Annotated in this window: 16 protein-coding genes; 7 read left to right on the top strand and 9 right to left on the bottom strand. The window is 52.6% G+C overall.

The window, feature by feature from the left end:
* Nucleotides 1-21 precede the first annotated feature (21 nt).
* From R3I13_RS06475 to R3I13_RS06465, 3 genes are all read left to right on the top strand, one after another.
* Nucleotides 22-1,755: a GMC family oxidoreductase gene (locus tag R3I13_RS06475; RefSeq protein ID WP_346317112.1), complete on the top strand. Its 1,734-nt coding sequence runs from the start codon at nucleotides 22-24 to the stop codon at nucleotides 1,753-1,755.
* A 5-nt stretch (nucleotides 1,756-1,760) separates the two neighbouring features.
* Nucleotides 1,761-2,447 (top strand): gluconate 2-dehydrogenase subunit 3 family protein, encoded by a 687-nt coding sequence (locus R3I13_RS06470; RefSeq protein WP_346317111.1) that lies wholly within the window; start codon nucleotides 1,761-1,763, stop codon nucleotides 2,445-2,447.
* 66 nt (nucleotides 2,448-2,513) lie between these two features.
* Nucleotides 2,514-3,167, top strand: a complete 654-nt coding sequence (locus tag R3I13_RS06465) for a hypothetical protein (protein WP_346317110.1) — start codon at nucleotides 2,514-2,516, stop codon at nucleotides 3,165-3,167.
* Between the two features lie 57 nt (nucleotides 3,168-3,224).
* Here the strand turns inward: R3I13_RS06465 and R3I13_RS06460 are convergent, their stop codons facing one another.
* The 3 genes from R3I13_RS06460 to R3I13_RS06450 all read right to left on the bottom strand — a co-directional run bounded on the left by R3I13_RS06460 (nucleotide 3,225) and on the right by R3I13_RS06450 (nucleotide 6,189).
* Nucleotides 3,225-3,716 (bottom strand): hypothetical protein, encoded by a 492-nt coding sequence (locus R3I13_RS06460; RefSeq protein ID WP_346317109.1) that lies wholly within the window; start codon nucleotides 3,714-3,716, stop codon nucleotides 3,225-3,227.
* Nucleotides 3,717-3,905: 189 nt separating this feature from the next.
* Nucleotides 3,906-4,070 (bottom strand): hypothetical protein, encoded by a 165-nt coding sequence (locus tag R3I13_RS06455; protein WP_346317108.1) that lies wholly within the window; start codon nucleotides 4,068-4,070, stop codon nucleotides 3,906-3,908.
* A 478-nt stretch (nucleotides 4,071-4,548) separates the two neighbouring features.
* Nucleotides 4,549-6,189, bottom strand: coding sequence for a peptide MFS transporter (locus R3I13_RS06450; RefSeq protein WP_346317107.1), 1,641 nt, complete (start codon nucleotides 6,187-6,189; stop codon nucleotides 4,549-4,551).
* Between the two features lie 221 nt (nucleotides 6,190-6,410).
* Between R3I13_RS06450 and R3I13_RS06445 the strand changes: the two genes are divergently transcribed.
* Nucleotides 6,411-7,853: a Gfo/Idh/MocA family oxidoreductase gene (locus R3I13_RS06445; protein ID WP_346317106.1), complete on the top strand. Its 1,443-nt coding sequence runs from the start codon at nucleotides 6,411-6,413 to the stop codon at nucleotides 7,851-7,853.
* A 119-nt stretch (nucleotides 7,854-7,972) separates the two neighbouring features.
* Here the strand turns inward: R3I13_RS06445 and R3I13_RS06440 are convergent, their stop codons facing one another.
* Both R3I13_RS06440 and R3I13_RS06435 read right to left on the bottom strand, forming a co-directional pair.
* Nucleotides 7,973-8,446: a hypothetical protein gene (locus R3I13_RS06440; RefSeq protein ID WP_346317105.1), complete on the bottom strand. Its 474-nt coding sequence runs from the start codon at nucleotides 8,444-8,446 to the stop codon at nucleotides 7,973-7,975.
* A 42-nt stretch (nucleotides 8,447-8,488) separates the two neighbouring features.
* Nucleotides 8,489-8,965 (bottom strand): META domain-containing protein, encoded by a 477-nt coding sequence (locus R3I13_RS06435; RefSeq protein ID WP_346317104.1) that lies wholly within the window; start codon nucleotides 8,963-8,965, stop codon nucleotides 8,489-8,491.
* A 150-nt stretch (nucleotides 8,966-9,115) separates the two neighbouring features.
* Here R3I13_RS06435 and R3I13_RS06430 point away from each other — a divergent pair, with 150 nt between their 5' ends.
* Nucleotides 9,116-11,257, top strand: coding sequence for a S46 family peptidase (locus R3I13_RS06430; protein WP_346317103.1), 2,142 nt, complete (start codon nucleotides 9,116-9,118; stop codon nucleotides 11,255-11,257).
* Nucleotides 11,258-11,328: 71 nt separating this feature from the next.
* On the opposite strand, the gene R3I13_RS06425 is transcribed toward R3I13_RS06430, so the two are convergent.
* The 3 genes from R3I13_RS06425 to R3I13_RS06415 form a co-directional block, all read right to left on the bottom strand.
* Nucleotides 11,329-12,624: a D-alanyl-D-alanine carboxypeptidase gene (locus tag R3I13_RS06425; protein ID WP_346317102.1), complete on the bottom strand. Its 1,296-nt coding sequence runs from the start codon at nucleotides 12,622-12,624 to the stop codon at nucleotides 11,329-11,331.
* A gap of 348 nt (nucleotides 12,625-12,972) precedes the next feature.
* A complete protein-coding gene (locus R3I13_RS06420) occupies nucleotides 12,973-14,319 on the bottom strand; it encodes a Gfo/Idh/MocA family oxidoreductase (RefSeq protein ID WP_346317101.1) in 1,347 nt (448 codons plus the stop codon).
* A gap of 132 nt (nucleotides 14,320-14,451) precedes the next feature.
* The gene (locus R3I13_RS06415; RefSeq protein ID WP_346317100.1) at nucleotides 14,452-15,414 is read right to left on the bottom strand and encodes a formylglycine-generating enzyme family protein; all 963 of its coding nucleotides are present in this window, start codon (nucleotides 15,412-15,414) and stop codon (nucleotides 14,452-14,454) included.
* Nucleotides 15,415-15,628: 214 nt separating this feature from the next.
* Here R3I13_RS06415 and R3I13_RS06410 point away from each other — a divergent pair, with 214 nt between their 5' ends.
* Nucleotides 15,629-16,552: a TIM barrel protein gene (locus tag R3I13_RS06410; protein WP_346317099.1), complete on the top strand. Its 924-nt coding sequence runs from the start codon at nucleotides 15,629-15,631 to the stop codon at nucleotides 16,550-16,552.
* A 9-nt stretch (nucleotides 16,553-16,561) separates the two neighbouring features.
* Complete coding sequence (locus R3I13_RS06405) at nucleotides 16,562-17,206, top strand: GDSL-type esterase/lipase family protein (protein ID WP_346317098.1); 645 nt, start codon at nucleotides 16,562-16,564, stop codon at nucleotides 17,204-17,206.
* 68 nt (nucleotides 17,207-17,274) lie between these two features.
* Here the strand turns inward: R3I13_RS06405 and R3I13_RS06400 are convergent, their stop codons facing one another.
* Nucleotides 17,275-18,165, bottom strand: coding sequence for an alpha/beta hydrolase (locus R3I13_RS06400; protein ID WP_346317097.1), 891 nt, complete (start codon nucleotides 18,163-18,165; stop codon nucleotides 17,275-17,277).
* Nucleotide 18,166: the final 1 nt, after the last annotated feature.

Here is an 18,166-nt window from a genome sequence, read left to right as displayed (position 1 = left end):
CAAAAATCCACGTTCAAAACCATGGCATTTGAGATCAAAAAACAGGCGAAGGCGTACGATGTATGCATCATCGGCTCCGGCGCAGGAGGAGGCATGGCTGCCAAGGTACTGTCTGAAGCAGGGCTCAAAGTAGCGCTGCTGGAAGCAGGACCCAAATACGATCCCGCCGATCCCGCTCAGCAGACACAGCTGAAGTGGCCCTATGAATCACCGCGCAGGGGCGCCAGCACCACCCGCCCCTTCGGAGACTTCGACGCCGCCTACGGCGGATGGGAAATTAACGGCGAACCTTACACGAAGAAGAACGGCACACAGTTCGACTGGTTCCGCTCACGCATGGTAGGCGGACGCACCAACCACTGGGGGCGTATTTCGCTCCGCTTCGGACCCAACGACTTCAAACATTACAGTGTTGACGGGCATGGAGATGACTGGCCAATCGGCTATGACGACGTAAAACCCTTCTACGACCGCGTAGACAAAATGATCGGCGTGTTTGGCTCCAAAGAGGGCATTTACAACGAGCCGGACGGCTATTTTCTTCCACCGCCCAAGCCGCGCCTGCATGAACTGATGGTGAAAAAGGCCGGCGACAAGCTGGGCATTCCCGTTATCCCTTCAAGGCTTTCCATTCTTACCCGCACCGTGAATAAAGACCGTGGCGCGTGCTTCTATTGCAGCCAATGCAGCAGGGGCTGTACCATACATGGCGACTTTTCCTCTTCCACCGTGCTCATCAAACCAGCGATGAAGAACGGGAATGTGGACCTCTATACCAACGCCATGGCCCGGGAAGTGCTTACCGATGCGTCAGGAAAGGCCACAGGCGTGAGTTATGTAGATAAAACCGATCTGCAGGAATATGTTGTGAATGCCCGGGTAATCGTGCTGGCGGCCAGCGCCTGCGAATCCGCGCGTTTGCTGCTGAATTCAAAATCATCCGCCCATAAGAACGGTCTTGCCAACTCCAGCGGCATCGTGGGAAAATACCTGCACGACAGCACCGGCGCCTCCCGCGGGGCTTACATTCCGGCCCTCATGGACCGTAAACGTTATAACGAAGACGGCGTAGGCGGCATGCACATGTACATTCCCTGGTGGCTGGACAACAAGAAGCTGGACTTCGCCCGTGGCTACCACATCGAAATGGGTGGCGGCATGCCGATGCCCGGTTATGGTTTTGGCTTCGGGATCGAGAACCTGCAAGGTAAGAACCCCAATGCCGGCGGCATTACGCCCGGCGGCTACGGCGCTTCGCTGAAGAACGAATACCGCCGCTATTACGGTTCAACGGTTGGCTTTGCCGGGCGAGGCGAGGCCATTGCCCGGGAAGACAACTATTGCGAAATAGATCCGAACGTGGTGGACAAATGGGGCATCCCTGTGCTGCGCTTCAACTATACCTGGAGCGAACACGAGATCAAGCAGGCCAAGCACATGCAGGACACCTTCGAGCAAATCATCCATGAAATGGGCGGCATTCCCCTGGGTACCAGGCCTGGCGCTGAAACGATGCACGGGCTTGAAAATCCCGGCCGTATCATCCACGAAGTGGGTACTACCCGCATGGGCGATGATCCGAAACGCTCCGTGCTCAACAAATTCAACCAGGCGCACGACGTGAAGAACGTGTTCGTGGTAGATGGCGGCGCGTTTGTATCACAGGCAGACAAGAACCCTACCTGGACCATCCTGGCACTGTCTCTCCGCGCATCAGAATACATTGTGGACGAATTGAAAAAACAAAACCTGTAATTATCATGGACAGAAGAGAATCGCTCAAAGCCTTGGTAATAGGCTCTTTGTCTACCGGCGTTATACTCAGCGCCTGCGAAACCAAGCCCGGCGAAAAGGAAAACGTGGGAGCCGGCGTATTGAAGGCCTACGGCCGCACGCCCGACGAAGTGCAGCGTGACGAATCGCTTTTAAAAGAAACATTTTTCACCGCCGCGGAAATGAAGACCATTACCGTGCTGGCGGATATCATCATCCCGAAGGACGACACTTCCGGCAGCGCTTCCGAAGCCAAAGTGCCGGACTTCATCGAGTTCATCGTAAAAGACCAGCCGAAGTTCCAGACGCCCATGCGCGGCGGGCTGCGCTGGCTGGATGTGCATTCCCTGAAGTTGCACAACAAGATCTTCACCGATCTCGGCAAAGAGCAGCAGCTGGCCATTGCAGACCAGATCGCGTATCCAGACAAAGCAGCTCCTGAGCTGAGCCAGGGCGTGAGCTTCTTCAGCGTAATGCGCAACCTTACGGCCACAGGCTTCTTCACGAGCGAAATGGGCCTGAAAGACCTTGGCTACAAGGGCAATCAGCCTAACGTGTGGGACGGCGTGCCGGATGATGTGCTGAAACAATATGGCCTGGCGTACGACGAAAAGACCCTCGCCATTTCCATCAAGCCGGACGACCGGGGGAAAGTGATGACCTGGGAAGATTAACACCGGTAAGGTGTAACCTTATACATAGCGGCACGTTATAGGATGAAAGCCCTATAATCTGCCGCTATGAAATTTTTACCTACAATATTGTTACTCTTTACCAGTATCTGCGCTTACTCCCAAAGCGAAAGCAACAACACTGTTTTCCAGCATCGCAACCAGTTGAAATTTTCTTTGTTCCCGCTGCACGACCCGATCAACACGGGCTTTGAATTCAGCTACGAACGCCAATACAGGGAACGCTGGGCCACACAGGTCGCTTATACCATATTATCTAACGGCCTGCATGAAATGTTTGACACGGAAAAGGAATACCATGGCTTCAAAGGCCACCGTATCAGCATCGAGCAGAAGTGGTTTTACCCTACGCGCCGCGAACGGCAGATCAGGAAATATTTTTCCGTGGAGGCCAACCGCCTCGAAGTCCATACCATCCGCACCACTTACAGCGATGCCGCGCCCGTGAACCCCGTAGACCGTATGAATATCGACCGCCGCACTTTTTCCGCCAACTTTAAATACGGTTATGAAATACCCGTGAAACGCCGGTTTGTGCTGGATTTGAGCGCGGGCCCGGGCTTAAAATACCGCCGGGTGAGCAACGACAAGAACTACGTCGGCGGCTGGCGGTCAGACTCGGATGTGAACAAAATCTACGACCCGGTTAGCGAATGGGCGGCGGGTTTTGTGGTGAGTGTTAAGATTGGGTATATCTTCTGAGGTTGGTACGATGATAGTGAAACCGGAAACAGTCGTGCAGTAAGCGTTACGTAAGGATTACGAACCGAAAGCATTAGCATGGCTTTTATTTCCGGAGTCCGGTTGGCCTTCTTCCAGCACCTCTTCAATGAAATGGCAATAGTCATTAAATGAAATATTCTCATCCCCCAATTCCAGGTCATCCAGTAATTCTGCAAGTCTCCTTTCAAATTCAAGGTATTCTCTTTTTAATATAGTCGGGGCGGGGATCGTGCTTCTCCGGGAAACGATCTTTAGCCAGTCTCGGACTTTTTCAATTACTTTAAACGGATCATTGTCATGAGCCTTCGTATCAATTCCGCTCAAATCGGAAATATACTTTTGATACAAATATTTCGTCCGCTCAAAAACTAGCCCAAACTTCACTTTCTGGTTTTTTCCGCCAAAATGCTTTGCGGCAAAGAAAAGCCCAGTCTCAAATGGCATATTGAGCCGTGGCAGCTTTTCATCGTTAAGCTCCGTCCGCGAAATGTCGTGAATACCATACCTGCAATCATTAATACATCTCATTATTTTACTTAACCTGCTGTCCGTGGCGTCGTCTTCATTAAGTGCTGTGACCGGGTAAAAACCGCACCTGTATATAGCAAACACCATCGCATGAAGTAAAGGCCGATAGTCTTCATCAAAAGGACAATTGATAAAAAACCTTGTCGTTATCTGACTGGGTTAACCGCATAATATGTCTGAATAAATATACTACCTTGCTTTTACAGTGTGTTTTACTTTTCCAGTATTCGCTGCCTGGTTCTTGATTTCAGCCTCTTGGGCTTCTCTTAAGAAGAGGGCTTTTACCGCTGCCCTTATCTTCCAACGCGGTATGGTTCCCCTCCGTTTTCCCGTTTTTAATATTATACCTCTCATTGCTAAAAATTTATAAAGATCTTGTTGTTATCCAACTGGGTTAACTGCATAATATGTCTGAATAGATAAACTACTTTGTTTTAGTTGCTTGTTTTGCTTTTCCGGCTTTGGTTGCCTGGCTCTGTATTTGATCATCTGAAGCCTCTCTTGAGAAAACATCCTTTACTGCTGCCCTTACCGCCAGCGGGGTATCGTAGTTTTCCGTTTGACTTTTATTAATTTTATGTCTCTCATCTCATTAAAATTTAAGTTGATAAAAGCTGTATGATTCCTTTCCCATTTTTACCGAAAATACACAATTACACATCACGAACATTTTCAGAAAATACATTTTTTTAATGCTCATTCTTGCGAAAATCTCAATTTGAGAATCACAGTATCAAGAGGATTACAGCAGCCTCAAAGTGCCTGTAATTCACATAAAAAAAGCGGCTACACATCAATGCATAGCCGCCAGTTTTTTCCTTTTATTTTCTACCTAATGCACATTCTCTTTAAACACCCTGTTCAGCCATTTCAGCATCACAAAGATCAGCCCCGCGGCAAAACCCAGCAGCACGAAGTTCACCAGGAAATAATTCATCTTGTTATCGTAAGTGTCCCACATCGCGGCAAGCACGCCGGATAATTTATTCCCGATGGAAGTAGCCAGGAACCAGCCGCCCATCATCAGCGAAGTGAACCGTGGCGGGCTCAGCTTGGATACCAGTGAAAGCCCCATGGGGCTCAGCAGCAGCTCTCCTGCAGTGATAATGCCGTAGCAGCCGAACAGCCACCACATGGATGCTTTTTCAGCCCCGTTGTTGCAGAAATACACCGCGGCCACCATCATAAAAGTAGACAGCGACGAGATCAGCAAACCCCAGGCGATCTTCGTAGGAGTGCTGGGTTCGCGGTTGCGCCTTCGCAGGTACGCGAAAAACGCCACTACCAGCGGTGTAAGGATGATCACGAAAAACGGGTTCACAGATTGGAACAGTTCTGTGTTCACCACGCTGATACTGCTGCCTTCTGCTGGAAGGCGCTCCGGCGCCACGTTCTTCAGGTAAACAGGAACGCCGATCTCTTTTACTGGCTGGCCCTTGGCGTCTTTTACCACCCTGAATTCGTGATCATACGCTACAACGGAGTCCTTTTTGTGGGTCACGGTCTCGGCGAGGTAAAGGCTTTTGGCAGGTGCTTCTATCGAGGGCGCCAGCTCGCGGTCCGTGTAGAACTGCGCCCAGGTGGTGAGCGCGGTGCCGTTCTGCTTGAACACGGCCCAGAACATCACAGACACGGCGAATATAGCCAGCAGCGCCTTTACCGGCTGTTTGTCGCCGGCGCTGGCTTTGCGCAGCAGGTTGGCGAAGAAATAAATGATGGGAAGGCAGGCGAATATGAACGCGTCTGTAGAATCGGAGCCGAAAATGTTCCCGGGAATGATCCACCCGATATACCCCACGATCAGCACAGGCACGAACACCTGGGCGAAGATGCTGCCCAGCGGCATATCCCCGGGCTGGGTAGGCTTCAGCACATCGGCATGTTTATAATGTTTCAGGCCGGCGATAAAAATGATCACCCCGAGGAACATGCCGATGCCCGCCGCGATGAAAGCAGCGCCCCAGTTGATGCTGTTGCGGAGATAGGCGGCAAAAAAAGTGCAGATAAAGGCCCCGATGTTGATACCCATGTAGAAGATATTGTACCCGGTGTCTTTCTGCGCTTTATACTGCGGATCGTTGTACACATTGCCCAGCAGGGTGGAAATATTGGGTTTGAAGAAACCGTTGCCCACGCAAATGAGCGCAAGGGACAGGTAAAATACGGTCAGGTTCTGTACAGACAACCCGATGTAACCGATGCCCATCAGGATGCCGCCGATGATGATGGACCTGGAATACCCCAGCTTCCGGTCTGCCAGCAGCCCTCCCACGAAAGGGGTGAGGTATACGAAGGCGATGAAGGTGCCGAAAATGTCCACGGCTTTTGTGCGGTCCATAGCCCATCCGCCGCTTTCAGCGTCTGTCAGGTATAGCTGGAGAATGGCCAGGAGCAGGTAAAACCCGAACCTTTCCCACATTTCAGAAAAAAATAAGAACGGTAACGCAACGGGATGCTTGCGGACAGATGGCATTGTTGTAACTTGTTTGGTGCCGCTAAAAATAACATTTTAAACGGCAATCCGGCCAAAATTAATGAGGACATAACCCGCCGGTTTATTAACTTGTAATTCGCGGCAGCAGGGCTTCTTTATACTTCCCTCTATAAAATCGATTTAGCATCAACCGCCGCTCATAGAGTTATTTGGAAAATCTAACAATTTTTCTATTATATTGAACGAAAATTTATCAAATCATGGTTCAGGAAAAAAATAACGAAGGAAACCAGATTTCACGTAGATCATTTCTAACCACTGGCGCTACCGCCGCAGCAGGTTTTATGATCGTTCCACGTCACGTTTTAGGAGGAAAGGGCTATACAGCGCCCAGCGACAGATTACGCGTTGCCGGCATCGGTGTTGGAGGTAAAGGTGAAAGCGACATCGCCGACATTGCAAAAGGTCCCGCAGATATCGTAGTGTTATGCGACGTAGACGACGCCCGCGCAGCCAATTCGGTGAAAAAATTCCCGAAAGCGAAGTATTACAGGGACTTCCGCGAAATGCTGGACAAAGAACACAAAAACATCGACGCCGTTACTGTGTCCACACCGGACCACCAGCACGCCGTAGCCGCCATGGCAGCCATGCAGCTGGGGAAACACGTATATGTTCAAAAACCGCTTACGCACGACATCTACGAAGCGCGTATGCTCACCGAAGCAGCCAAAAAATATAAAGTGGTGACCCAAATGGGCAACCAAGGCGCTTCCGGCGACGGCGTACGCCAGCTGATGGAATGGTACAATGCCGGCCTCATCGGCGATGTGCACACCGTGTATTGCTGGACCAACCGCCCCGTTTGGCCGCAGGGTATTCCCTGGCCTACCGCCAGCGCTGAAGTTCCCAAGACCCTCGACTGGGACCTCTGGCTGGGCACTGCTCCCAAAAAAGATTTTGTAAACAAACTCGTGCCCTTCAACTGGCGCGGATGGTGGGATTACGGTACCGGCGCCCTCGGCGATATGGGTTGCCATATCGTGGAACCTCCTTTCCGTGTGCTCGGCCTGGGCTACCCCACTTCCGCCGAAGCCAGCGTTGGCAGCGTGTATGTGGACGAGTTCAAGCAGGGTTATTTCCCGGACAGCTGCCCTCCTTCTTCTCACGTGATCATGAACTTCAAAGGCAAGAACGGCGATATCAAGCTCCACTGGATGGACGGCGGTATCCAGCCTGCGCGCCCGGAAGAGCTGGGTCCCAACGAAAGAATGGGCGACGGCGGCAATGGCGCCATCTTTATCGGCACCAAGGGCAAAATGATGTGCGGAACCTACGGTATGTACCCTTCCCTGCTGCCTACCAGCCGCAATGCGGAAGCCAATGTGCCTAAAACCATCGCGCGCGTGCCGGAAGGCCACTACGTGCAGTGGGTGAACGCGTGTATCGCAGGTTATGGCAAAAAAGAGCTGAGCGCTCCGTTCGACATTGCCGGCCCTCTCACAGAAACCATTCTCATGGGCAACCTCGCCATCCGCAGCTACGACATCCGTAAGCCCAAAGCAGACGGCAAAGGCTTCGAGTACCCCGGCCGCTACATCAAGCTGCTCTGGGACGGCCCGAACATGAAGATCACCAACTTCGACGATGCCAACCAGTTCGTAAAACGCACCTACCGCGACGGCTGGACACTCGGCAAATAAGAAGATACCCGATACTTCCCAGGCGGCATCACCATTGTGATGCCGCTTTTTATTTGTGCTCAGGGCATAAAAAAACCGGGGACCCGCCCCGGTTCTATGTTGTCTTGATCGAAAGAAGCTTAATGGAACAGTTCTCTAAAGTCACGTTTGAACTCCTGCCATTCAGCGTCTGCCTTTTTCATGGTCTTATCCAGGTTCGCCTTGGTTTTATCCCAGGCTTCGGCAGTGCTGTTGCGCACTTCGTTCAAGCTTTTGCCTAAATCGTCGCGCACTTCCTGGAGGTCCTTACGGGCTTTTTCGCTTTTTTTGCTGCCGTCTTTCTTCAGTTCTTCGATACGCGCGTCCAGGCTGTCCATTTTTTCTTTGATGGCGGCGGAGGCCTTGTCTCTTTGTTGTTTAAAGTAAGTGCCGGCCGTATCAGCCTGTTCTTTCAGGTATGCCCCGGCAGTGTCGGCTTTCTCTTCCAGCCCTTCCTTCATTTGTTCCGCGCCCTGTTCTATTTTGCTGTCGGCAGAATCGCTGCCTGTGGCGGACTGATTGTTCTGGCAAGCCATCAAAGCGGCGGCGGCCAGCACGAGAATATGTTTTTGCATAATTACCGGTTTTAAAAAAGGTATCGCAAACGGTATTCCAAATTATTCCTGGATGGCCGTGAAAGTGGCCAGGATGGAATCTCCTTTCTGGAGGCGCAGCAGGTCCTTTTCGATGGTATAGCGGCTGGTGGCCTCCAATGCTTTGGAGAAGGCGTTTTCCACATCCAGCGCGGGGCAGGCCATTTGGGTGGAGATCACGTTCGTAACCTGCAGGTTGCCTTCAGGCGTGGCGAGGTATTTTGCGCCAAAACCGTTACAGCCCAGGAAGCCCTGCACCTGCGATGAAGTGTCGATCAGCTGCATGAATATCACTTTCCCGCTGTCTGGAATGGCCTGGGGGCCGCCGGGCAGCTCCTTCAGTTTCCAGCGGGTGCCTTCCAGCTTCCAGGCCGTTTCGGCGCCGGCGGGCTGTATGGCTGCGGTGGCGGAGGTGTCCTGCGAGGGTGTTTTGTTGGTGCCCTGGCAGGCGTAAGCCAGGGTGGCGCCCAGGACGAGGGCTGTCAAAATCGTTTGTTTCATAAGTCTGGTTTTATGGTAATCTTTCATTATCAATCTTCAAGCCATTTTAACACCGCCGTGTCCGAATTGTTCCGAATCCACGACCGGTAAATGCAGATATTGAAAAAATCGCTAGGTTTGGGCCCTCTTTTACAAAATCTGAACTCAACTATGAAGAAAAATCTATTCCTGCTGCTGCTTTTACTGTCGGTAAAACTGGTGAAGGCAGACGAAGGCATGTGGCTGCCGTACCTCCTGGGCCAGCAGACCTATGCAGACATGGTGAAAAAAGGCCTGAAACTCTCCAAGGAGCAGTTATACAGCATCAACAAGTCGTCTATGAAAGACGCTATCATCATCTTCGGCGGCGGCTGCACCGGTGAGATCGTGAGCAACGAAGGCCTCATCTTCACTAACCACCACTGTGGCTACGGGGCTATCGCCAGCGCCAGCAGCGTGGAAAATAACTATCTCCGCGACGGTTTTTACGCTAAGAGCAAACAACAGGAGATCCCCTCCAAAGGTCTTTCCGTTCAGTTCCTCGTACGCGTCGAAGACGTGACCACGAAGGTGGAAGAGGCCATCAAAGGCGCTTCACTCAACGAACGCGGGGCAAAGCTCCAGGGCATTTACGGCGAGATCATCTCTGCGGCCACTTCCGGCAGCGGCTATGAAGCCAAAGTGATCCCTATGTTCAAAGGCAACCAGTACATCCTTTTCGTGTACGAACGTTATAAAGACGTCCGCCTGGTAGGCACCCCCCCGGAAAACGTCGGCAAGTTCGGCGGCGACACCGATAACTGGGAATGGCCCCGCCACACCGGCGACTTCTCCGTATTCCGCGTGTATGCCGGTAAAGACGGCAAACCGGCTGATTACGCAGCAGACAATGTGCCCCTGAAACCCAAACATTTCCTGCCCGTTTCCATCAAAGGCGTGAAAGAGAACGATTACGCAATGATCTTCGGTTACCCCGGCGGGACCAACCGTTACGAAACTTCTCTCGGCGTGAAGCTGAAAACCGACGTGGAAAACCCTTCCATCGTTGCCCTGCGCGACATCCGCCTGAAATATATGTTCGAGGAAATGAAGAAAGATCCCGCAGTGAAACTGCAGCTGGCTTCTTCTTACGCCGGCATCGCCAACTACTGGAAATTCTTTGACGGCGAAAGCAAACAATTGCTCAAATACCACGTGTACGAAGAAAAACAAAAGCAGGAAGCCGCTTTCCAGCAATGGGCCAAGGGCAAACCCGAATTCGAGAACGTGTTCCCGCAATACGAAAAGGCCTATAAAGCCTGGGCGCCTTACACCAAAGAGCGCATCTACCTGAACGAAGGCATCCTGGGCTCTCCCCTCGCTGCATTCGCCAGCTCCCTGGGGGCGCTTGAGAACGCGATCCTGAAAAAAGGCGACGTGAAAGCCGCTGCTGCAGCTGCAGACGCTGCCCGCGCTAATTTTCTGAAAGAAGAGAACAAGCCCAGCGACCAGAAGATCATGGCCATTACCGCGCAGATGTTCTACGACGATATCCCGAAAGATCAGCACCCCATTGGGTTCTATGAAGGGCTTAAATCTTTCGGCGAACTGAATGATGAAAAAACTTACCGCACCTGGGCCGCCAACGTGTTCAACAACACGATGATCCTGAATGATGCGAAATGGAAAGCATTCGTTTCCAATCCTGACGCCACCGTGCTGCAGGACGATCCTGCTTATGCTTATGCATCCGCTTTTGTGAAGAACTATGTGGGCAAATACCTGCCGCTTTATTCACAATTCACCGCGGAAAACAATGAGCTGGGCCGTTTATACCTGAAAGGCGAAATGCTCCGCCAGCCCAACGCCATCCGCTACCCGGACGCGAATTTCACCATGCGCCTTTCCTACGGCCAGGTGAAACCCTACAAACCCCGCGACGCCGTGGCTTACGATTATGTGACCACCATCGATGGCGTTATGGAGAAATATAAACCCGGTGACTATGAATTCGATCTCCACCAGGATTTCATTGACCTGGTGAAGAAAAAAGATTTCGGTCAATATATTGATGCGAAAAGGAACACGCTGGTCGTAGGTTTCATTACTACCAACGATATTACGGGCGGCAACTCCGGCTCTCCCGTTATCAATGGCAACGGAGAATTGATCGGCCTCGCGTTCGATGGTAACTACGAAGCGCTGAGCCACAAGCTCCAGTTCGATAAAAACCTCAACCGCACCATCAATGTAGACATCCGTTATGTGCTCTGGTGCATAGACAAGCTGGGTGGCGCGAAAAACATCATCAACGAGTTGAAGATCGTTAAATAATCTTTGCTCCTCCAAATAAGAAAGCGGTTGCTTCCCTATGGAAGCAACCGCTTTCTTTATGCATGAATATTTTATCCCGCGTTTGCCACGCGCACCAGGAAATTTTCCACGGCCCTCCGCACCACGGTGGATGTGGAGTTGTGGTTGTTTACCAGCACGCTGAAGATGAGCGTTTTCCCGGACTTCGTTACAATGTAACCGCTGAGCGCCACACAGCCGCTGAGCGTGCCTGTTTTCGCATACAGCCTGCCCGGCAACGCCTGGTAATAATTGCGCAGCGTACCTTTTCCGCCGGAGGGAAACAGCGGCCAGAGGCGGTCTTTCGGGTATTTTTTCAGGAGCTTGTCCAGCACGGCCACAAAGTCGCGCGGGGTGAAGAGGTTGTATCTTGAAAGCCCCGAACCGTCTACCCAGCTTGGCGGATGCGGCAGATCGTTCAACGAACTGTCCAGCATATATTGGATGACTTTCCGGCTGTCTATCGTATCGAATTTTTCTGCAGCGCACATCATGAGTATCTGTTCCGCGAAGAAATTATCGCTGCGGTGCATCATCGGCTGGAAGAGTGTATCAGCCGGGATGCTTTTCAGCAGCAGGTTTTCAGTCACCGCCGGGGTGGCCAGTACGCCTACAGGTTTACGCAGGGTATCCTGGAGCCGGCGCGCCAATTCCTGGCGGGAGCCGGTGATGTAGGGCACTTCAAAGGCACGGGTTGCTGCATCATCCGCGCGGAGATGCAGGATAAAAAGGTTCTCCCGTTCTTCCCTGTCTGCCAGCGCTTCGGCGGGCGCGCGTTCGTACACCAGTTCTGTGGGGAATTCCGGCGTCATGGTATATCCCGCGCCTGCGAGCTTCACCCAGGCTACATTCCCGTACATGGGCCATTCGTTCAGCTCGGGCTGGTAATAATCCGCATAATCGCCCCAGCCCCAGCCCGGCCCGAAACGTTTGTTTTTGATCAGGGCGGGTTGCAGCCATATTCGTTTATCCGTCCGGGTTAGCAGGTCCATTGCAGGCTGGTATTTGAAATCAGGATGCAGGAAAGAAGGGTCTGCCATGCCCCGGATGAACAATGCGGTATCGTTTTCCGCATACCGCATGCCGGGCAGCGAATCACCGAGCAACTGCAAGCCGGTATAAAGCGTGAATATTTTCGTGTTGGATGCAGGCATGAAAAACTTATCATCTTGGTGCTGGTACCAATATTTGCCCGTTGCTGGGTCATAGATGCTGATGCCCACATGCGCTTCGCGGAGGCCTTTCGCGCGGAGCACATCCTGCTGCGCCCACTGGCGGAGATTCTTAGGCTGGGAAAAAGCTGCGGCAGAGGGAAGCAGGGCAGCCAAAGCGAGGTAGATGAATTTCATGTTCATCAAGATAAAAAATTCCCGGCTCAGTTGCCAATCTTTTGTTAAACCAATGATACGCGGAGGAAGCCGCGGCGGCACCGTGGCCTTGCTCACCGCCATCCGCAAACCCAGGCCCATTTTGGCGGGAAAGACGTTATCACCCCGGCGCAGCAAGGAGAAAAATTGCTGAATGCCATGAAGGCACTGGGTTTGGAGGGCCAGCTGGAACTTTTCATCTACCCGGACCGGCCCCATGAAATGGGCAGCAATCCTGAAATGGAAGAGCGCATCAAAATTTTCTTCAGCCAGCTGTAGTAAAAAAGGCTGGCCGTTTGGCCAGCCTTGTATGCCAGTTCATGTATTGGATCAGGAGAAATATTTGGTGATGCCCGGCTTCGCGTAAGCGTAGTTGCCGTTTGCATCCGGCAATACCGGCGGAGGCGCGTCGAATGCGTACTTCTCGGGTTGCAGGTTGAGGCCTGAAGCCAGCGCTTTGTCCCATGCGATCGACTGCCCGGAATACGTGGCCATACGGCCGATGATCGCGGACAGTGTGGCTTCAGCTCCGCGCTGCGCGTCCTGGAATTTGTATTCGCCTTTGGCAATGGCTTCAAACAGTTCATCGTGCTCGGCCTGGTAAGGACGGTTTTCCTTTTTGCGGTCGAACTGGTAAAGCACTTTGCCTTTGTGATCGAGGATGGTGCCACGGTCGCAGATGATGCGGCCTTTGGTGCCCACGATCTCTTCATCCACACGACTTACGGAATCTTTCCAGTGACGGCACTGGCTGTTCATTACCACACCATTGTCGTAGCGGTATTCCACGAAGTGGTGATCGAAGATCTCACCGGATTCAGGACCGGTGCGGATTGCGCGGCCGCCCATGCCAACGGCGGTCACGGGAGTTTTGCCCATGAACCAGTTGCCGACGTCGATATTGTGAATGTGTTGTTCTACGATATGATCGCCGCAAAGCCAGTTGAAGTAGTACCAGTTGCGCATTTGATATTCCATTTCAGTATACTCCGGTTTGCGGGGTTTTACCCACAGGGCGCCCTGGTTCCACCAAACCTGCATGGACGTGATGTCTCCGATGATGCCGTCCTGGAAACGTTTAAGGAGTTCACGGTAAGAGGATTGGTAGTGACGCTGAAGACCTACCACCACGTTGAGCTTCTGGGCCTTGGCTTTTTCAGCCGCAGCCAGCACCTTGGCGATGCCCGCAGGGTCCGTAGCCACGGGTTTTTCCATGAACACATGTTTCTTCTGGTTGATCGCCTCTTCGAAGTGGATCGGGCGGAAACCCGGAGGGGTGGCGAGGATCACCACGTCAGCTTTAGCCATGGCCTGTTTATATCCGTCGAAACCGACGAATTTGTCCGCATCGGTTACTTTCACACGATCGGGCGTTTTTTTCATCGCTTCAACGATGTTGTTGTAGCTGTCGCTCAGCCTGTCCTGGAAGGCATCGGCCATTGCTACGAGTTGTACGTTCTGTTTGGTGCTGAGCGCCTGAACGGCGGCCCCGGTACCGCGCCCGCCGCAGCCGATCAGCGCAACTTTGATCACATCGGGTGCGCCGGAAAAGAAATTCGTTTCGCTTGCATGAGACAAAATGGGCGCCGCCATCAGACCTCCCGCCAGTAAAGAGGATTGTTTTACAAAGTCTCTGCGACTTTGACCGTGGAATGATTGTGCTTTTTCGTTTTCCATGATGGGTATTTTACCGGGACTACTGCTACTAGTACCGTTGGTGATTATAAATAGAACTTTTAGCTCTCCAGAAATTACTAAACCTTTTCCGTAAATCCATGCCCTGACAGATTTTTGACGGAAAACCCGGGCTTAGCGGGCGCCCACGAACTGGTCTATCGCATCTGCGAAGAATTTCTCCGCCTCCTCTTTGGTGGGCTGTTTCACCGGCCTCACGATCCTGAACCCGATAAACGGCGCATCGGCGTTCCACCATTTGCTTTTAGGTATCTGCGGGTCACGGTCGTTCCAGGCTTCCTCAGATTTCAGCCGCGATGCGCATCTTGCCGCAGTGGCCGGTTCCCGGTAGTTGCCGCCTTTGATGGTGCGGGGCGTTTTGTCCGTCGGTTTGTTCCAGGGATTGGATGCTTCCACTTTTTTGTAGGCTTCTTCATCATACTGGTCCATGGTCCATTCGCCAACATTGCCCAGCATGTCGTAAAGGCCCCAGGCATTGGGTTTCAGCTCGCCCGCTTTGTGATATACGTCAGTGCTGTTTTCCGCCGTCCAGGCATAATCTTTCAGCTGTGCTGCATCGTTGCCGAAGGGATAAGCGGTGGTGCTGCCCGCGCGGCAGGCATATTCCCATTCTGCTTCAGTGGGCAGGCGGAAGAACACGCCGGTTTTGTTGTACAGCCAGCGGCAATACATCAGCGCGCCGTACTGGCTCATGCTGTTGGCGGGGTAGCCGCCGCTTTTGCCCATACCGAGAGTGAGGTCGATGTAGGGCGGGCTCGGGCGCGTCATGCCATCTGGCAGGGGCGCCTGGTCTTTATCTTTATCTGCGTACAGGTCGTATTGGTCGAATGTAAGCTCGTAGGCGCCCATCCAGAAGGCGTCGATCTTTACCTTCTTCTGTGGCCCTTCATCCGCACTGCGGCCCGGCTCCTTATCAGGGCTGCCCAGCAGGAATTCTCCCGCTTTAACAGGCACCATTTTGATGGTTACGCTTGTTCCCGCGATCTTTTGTTCGTAAGCTGTAAACGGGTCATCCTGGGCGTAAGCGGCGCTTGCTATCATTCCCCCCAGCAACATGAACACTGTTTTCTTTCTCATCGGCAAAATGTGCTAAAATTTAAAGCGTGTGAATTTATTAAATCCGGGGCTTGAAAGCAATATTAATTTTATAAACGTCAAATATTATGTACGAATGTTGCAAATTCTACTCAAATCTTCACCCGGGAAGGCTTTTTTGTCAAATCATTCGGATTTCCATTGAAAAGCTATTAATTTCCGTCTTCGCACAGCTCATTTTAACTAAAAACACGCTATGGAAAGAAGAACCTTCCTTCAACAAGGCACCCTGGCCGGCATTTCGGCCCTCGCCCTCGGCGGCTCCGCCGCGGCAAAGGCCGCGGATAAAAGTCCCGTTGCGGCTGAAAAGACCTTCAACCTGGATTATGCCCCGCATGCCGGCATGTTCAAGAACAGCGCGGGAGATGACTTCCTGGACCAGATCCGCTTCATGCACGACCAGGGCTTCCGCTCCATTGAAGACAACGGCATGCTGGGAAGGGACACCGCCATGCAAAACAAGATCGGCGACCTGCTGGCCAAGCTCAATATGCGGATGGGCGTTTTTGTGATAGACGGCGGGGAGAACTGGAAAGTATCCCTCACGACCGGCAAACCGGAGCACCTGGAAGTATTCCTCAAAACCTGCGAACGCTCCGTAGAGCTGGCCAAACGCGTGAATGCCAAATGGGCCACCGTAGTGCCCGGGTTCTTTGACCGCAGGCTGCCTATCGGCGTGCAGACCGGCAATGTGATAGACGCGCTGCGCCGCGGCTCCGAGATACTTGAAAAAGGCGGCCTCACCATGGTGCTGGAGCCGCTCAGCGATACGCCGGACCTGTTCCTCCGCACTTCCGACCAGACCTATATGATCTGCCGCGCCGTAAACAGCCCGTCCTGCAAGATACTCTACGATATTTACCACATGCAGAAGAACGAAGGCATGCTGATACCCAACATAGACCTGTGCTGGAGCGAGATCGCCTATATCCAGATCGGGGATAACCCCGGCCGTAAAGAGCCCGGCACCGGCGAGATCAATTACAAGAATATTTTCAAACACCTGCACCAGAAAGGTTTCAAAGGCGTGATGGGCATGGAGCACGGCAATGCCAAACCCGGCAAGGAAGGCGAAGCCGCCCTCATCAAGGCGTACCGCGATGCGGATAATTTCCTTTAATCTGTTTCAATGAAAAAAATACTCTTACTGGCGGGGCTCTTCCTGTTCTGCACTGCCCTGTATGCACAGAAAATAAAAGTAGCCTGCGTGGGCAACAGCATTACTTTCGGCCGCGGCCTGGGAGACAGCACTTATCCCAAACACCTGCAACGCTTGCTGGGCGAGGGTTACGAAGTGCACAACCTGGGCATCAGCGGCAGAACGCTGCTGAAGAAAGGCGACAAACCTTACTGGGCCGACTCGTTGTTTACCGTCGGGAAGAACTGGGCGCCCGATATCGTGATCATCAAGCTCGGCACGAACGATTCCAAGCCGCAGAACTGGGATGCCAACAAAAACGATTTTATCCCGGATTACCGCGCGTTCATCGAAGAGTGGAAAAAGCTGCCTTCAAAGCCGAAGATCTATGTCTGTTATCCCGTGCCGGTTTTCCCGGTGAACGGTTCGCCTGAGAACAAATTTAAGATCAGGGAGAGCGTGGTAAAAAGCGAGATCATCCCGGCCATTAAGAAGATCGCGAAGAAAGAAAAAGTAAAGACCATCGACCTGTATAAAGCACTCTCCGGTCACAGGGAATATTTCGCGGACGGCGTGCACCCGGATAAGCTGGGCGCGGTGCTGATAGCGGAAGCGGTGGCGAAAGGGATCAAATGACCGCTCCGGAAAGGAATAAAAAAAGAGGCCGGTAATGGCCTCTTTTTCTTTTATGCTTGTTCGTTGATTTATTTAGCGTTGCTTTTCAGCAATTCCTGCAGCCATGAAATGCAAAGGCCCGGCCAGCTGTTCAGCACAGGGTCTTTCGGCGCCATACCATAGCCATGGCCGCCATGGTCGTACACATGCAGGGTAGCGGAAACTTTATTCTTCACCAGGCCCTGGTAGAACAGCAGGCTGTTTTCCACGGGCACGGTTTTATCGTCGGAGGAGTGGATCAGCATCGTGGGCGGCGTTTCCGGCGTAATTCGGAGGTATGTGCTCAGCGAATCCTTCTTTTCAGGAGAGGCATCGGGACCCAGCAGGTTCAGCGCGCTGCCTTTGTGCGCAAATTCGTTGTTCATGGCGATCACGGGATATACCAATACGGCGAAGGCCGGCCGGCTGCTCCATTTCCCGGTTTCGTCGGTTGCCTGCGGGTTGCCGGGCTGTATCATGGTAGCCAGCGTGGAAGCCAGGTGCCCTCCGGCTGAAAAGCCCAGTACGCCTATCTTTTCAGGATTCAGTCCCCAGCTTTTTGCTTTGCTTTTCACCAGGCGCATGGCATTGGTCACATCGTTGTACTGCGCGGGAAAGCGGGAACCGCTCTGCTGTGCATCGTTCAGGCGATAGTGCAGCACGATGGCATCGTAACCCTGTGCGGTGAAGAATTCAGCAATGTCTTTTCCTTCGTGGCCGGTGGCCAGGTGGGTATATCCCCCGCCGGGACAGATCAACACGGCGGCGCCGTTCTTTTTGTCGCCCGCGGCGGTGTAATGGTCTATGTTCGGAACATCGTCCACTTTGCGGCCTCCCCCAATACGCAGCTCTGGCTGGCCGGGATACAGGTCTATCCTTTCCTGTGCTGTAACGGTGAGTGTTGTGAACATAAGCAATGCAGCGGCAAGGCTGTTTTTCATA

Source organism: Chitinophaga sp. YIM B06452, from assembly GCF_039655965.1.
GTDB lineage: Bacteria > Bacteroidota > Bacteroidia > Chitinophagales > Chitinophagaceae > Chitinophaga.
The sequence above is the reverse complement of the archived record's forward strand: the minus strand, read 5'-3'. Positions and strand labels throughout refer to the sequence as shown.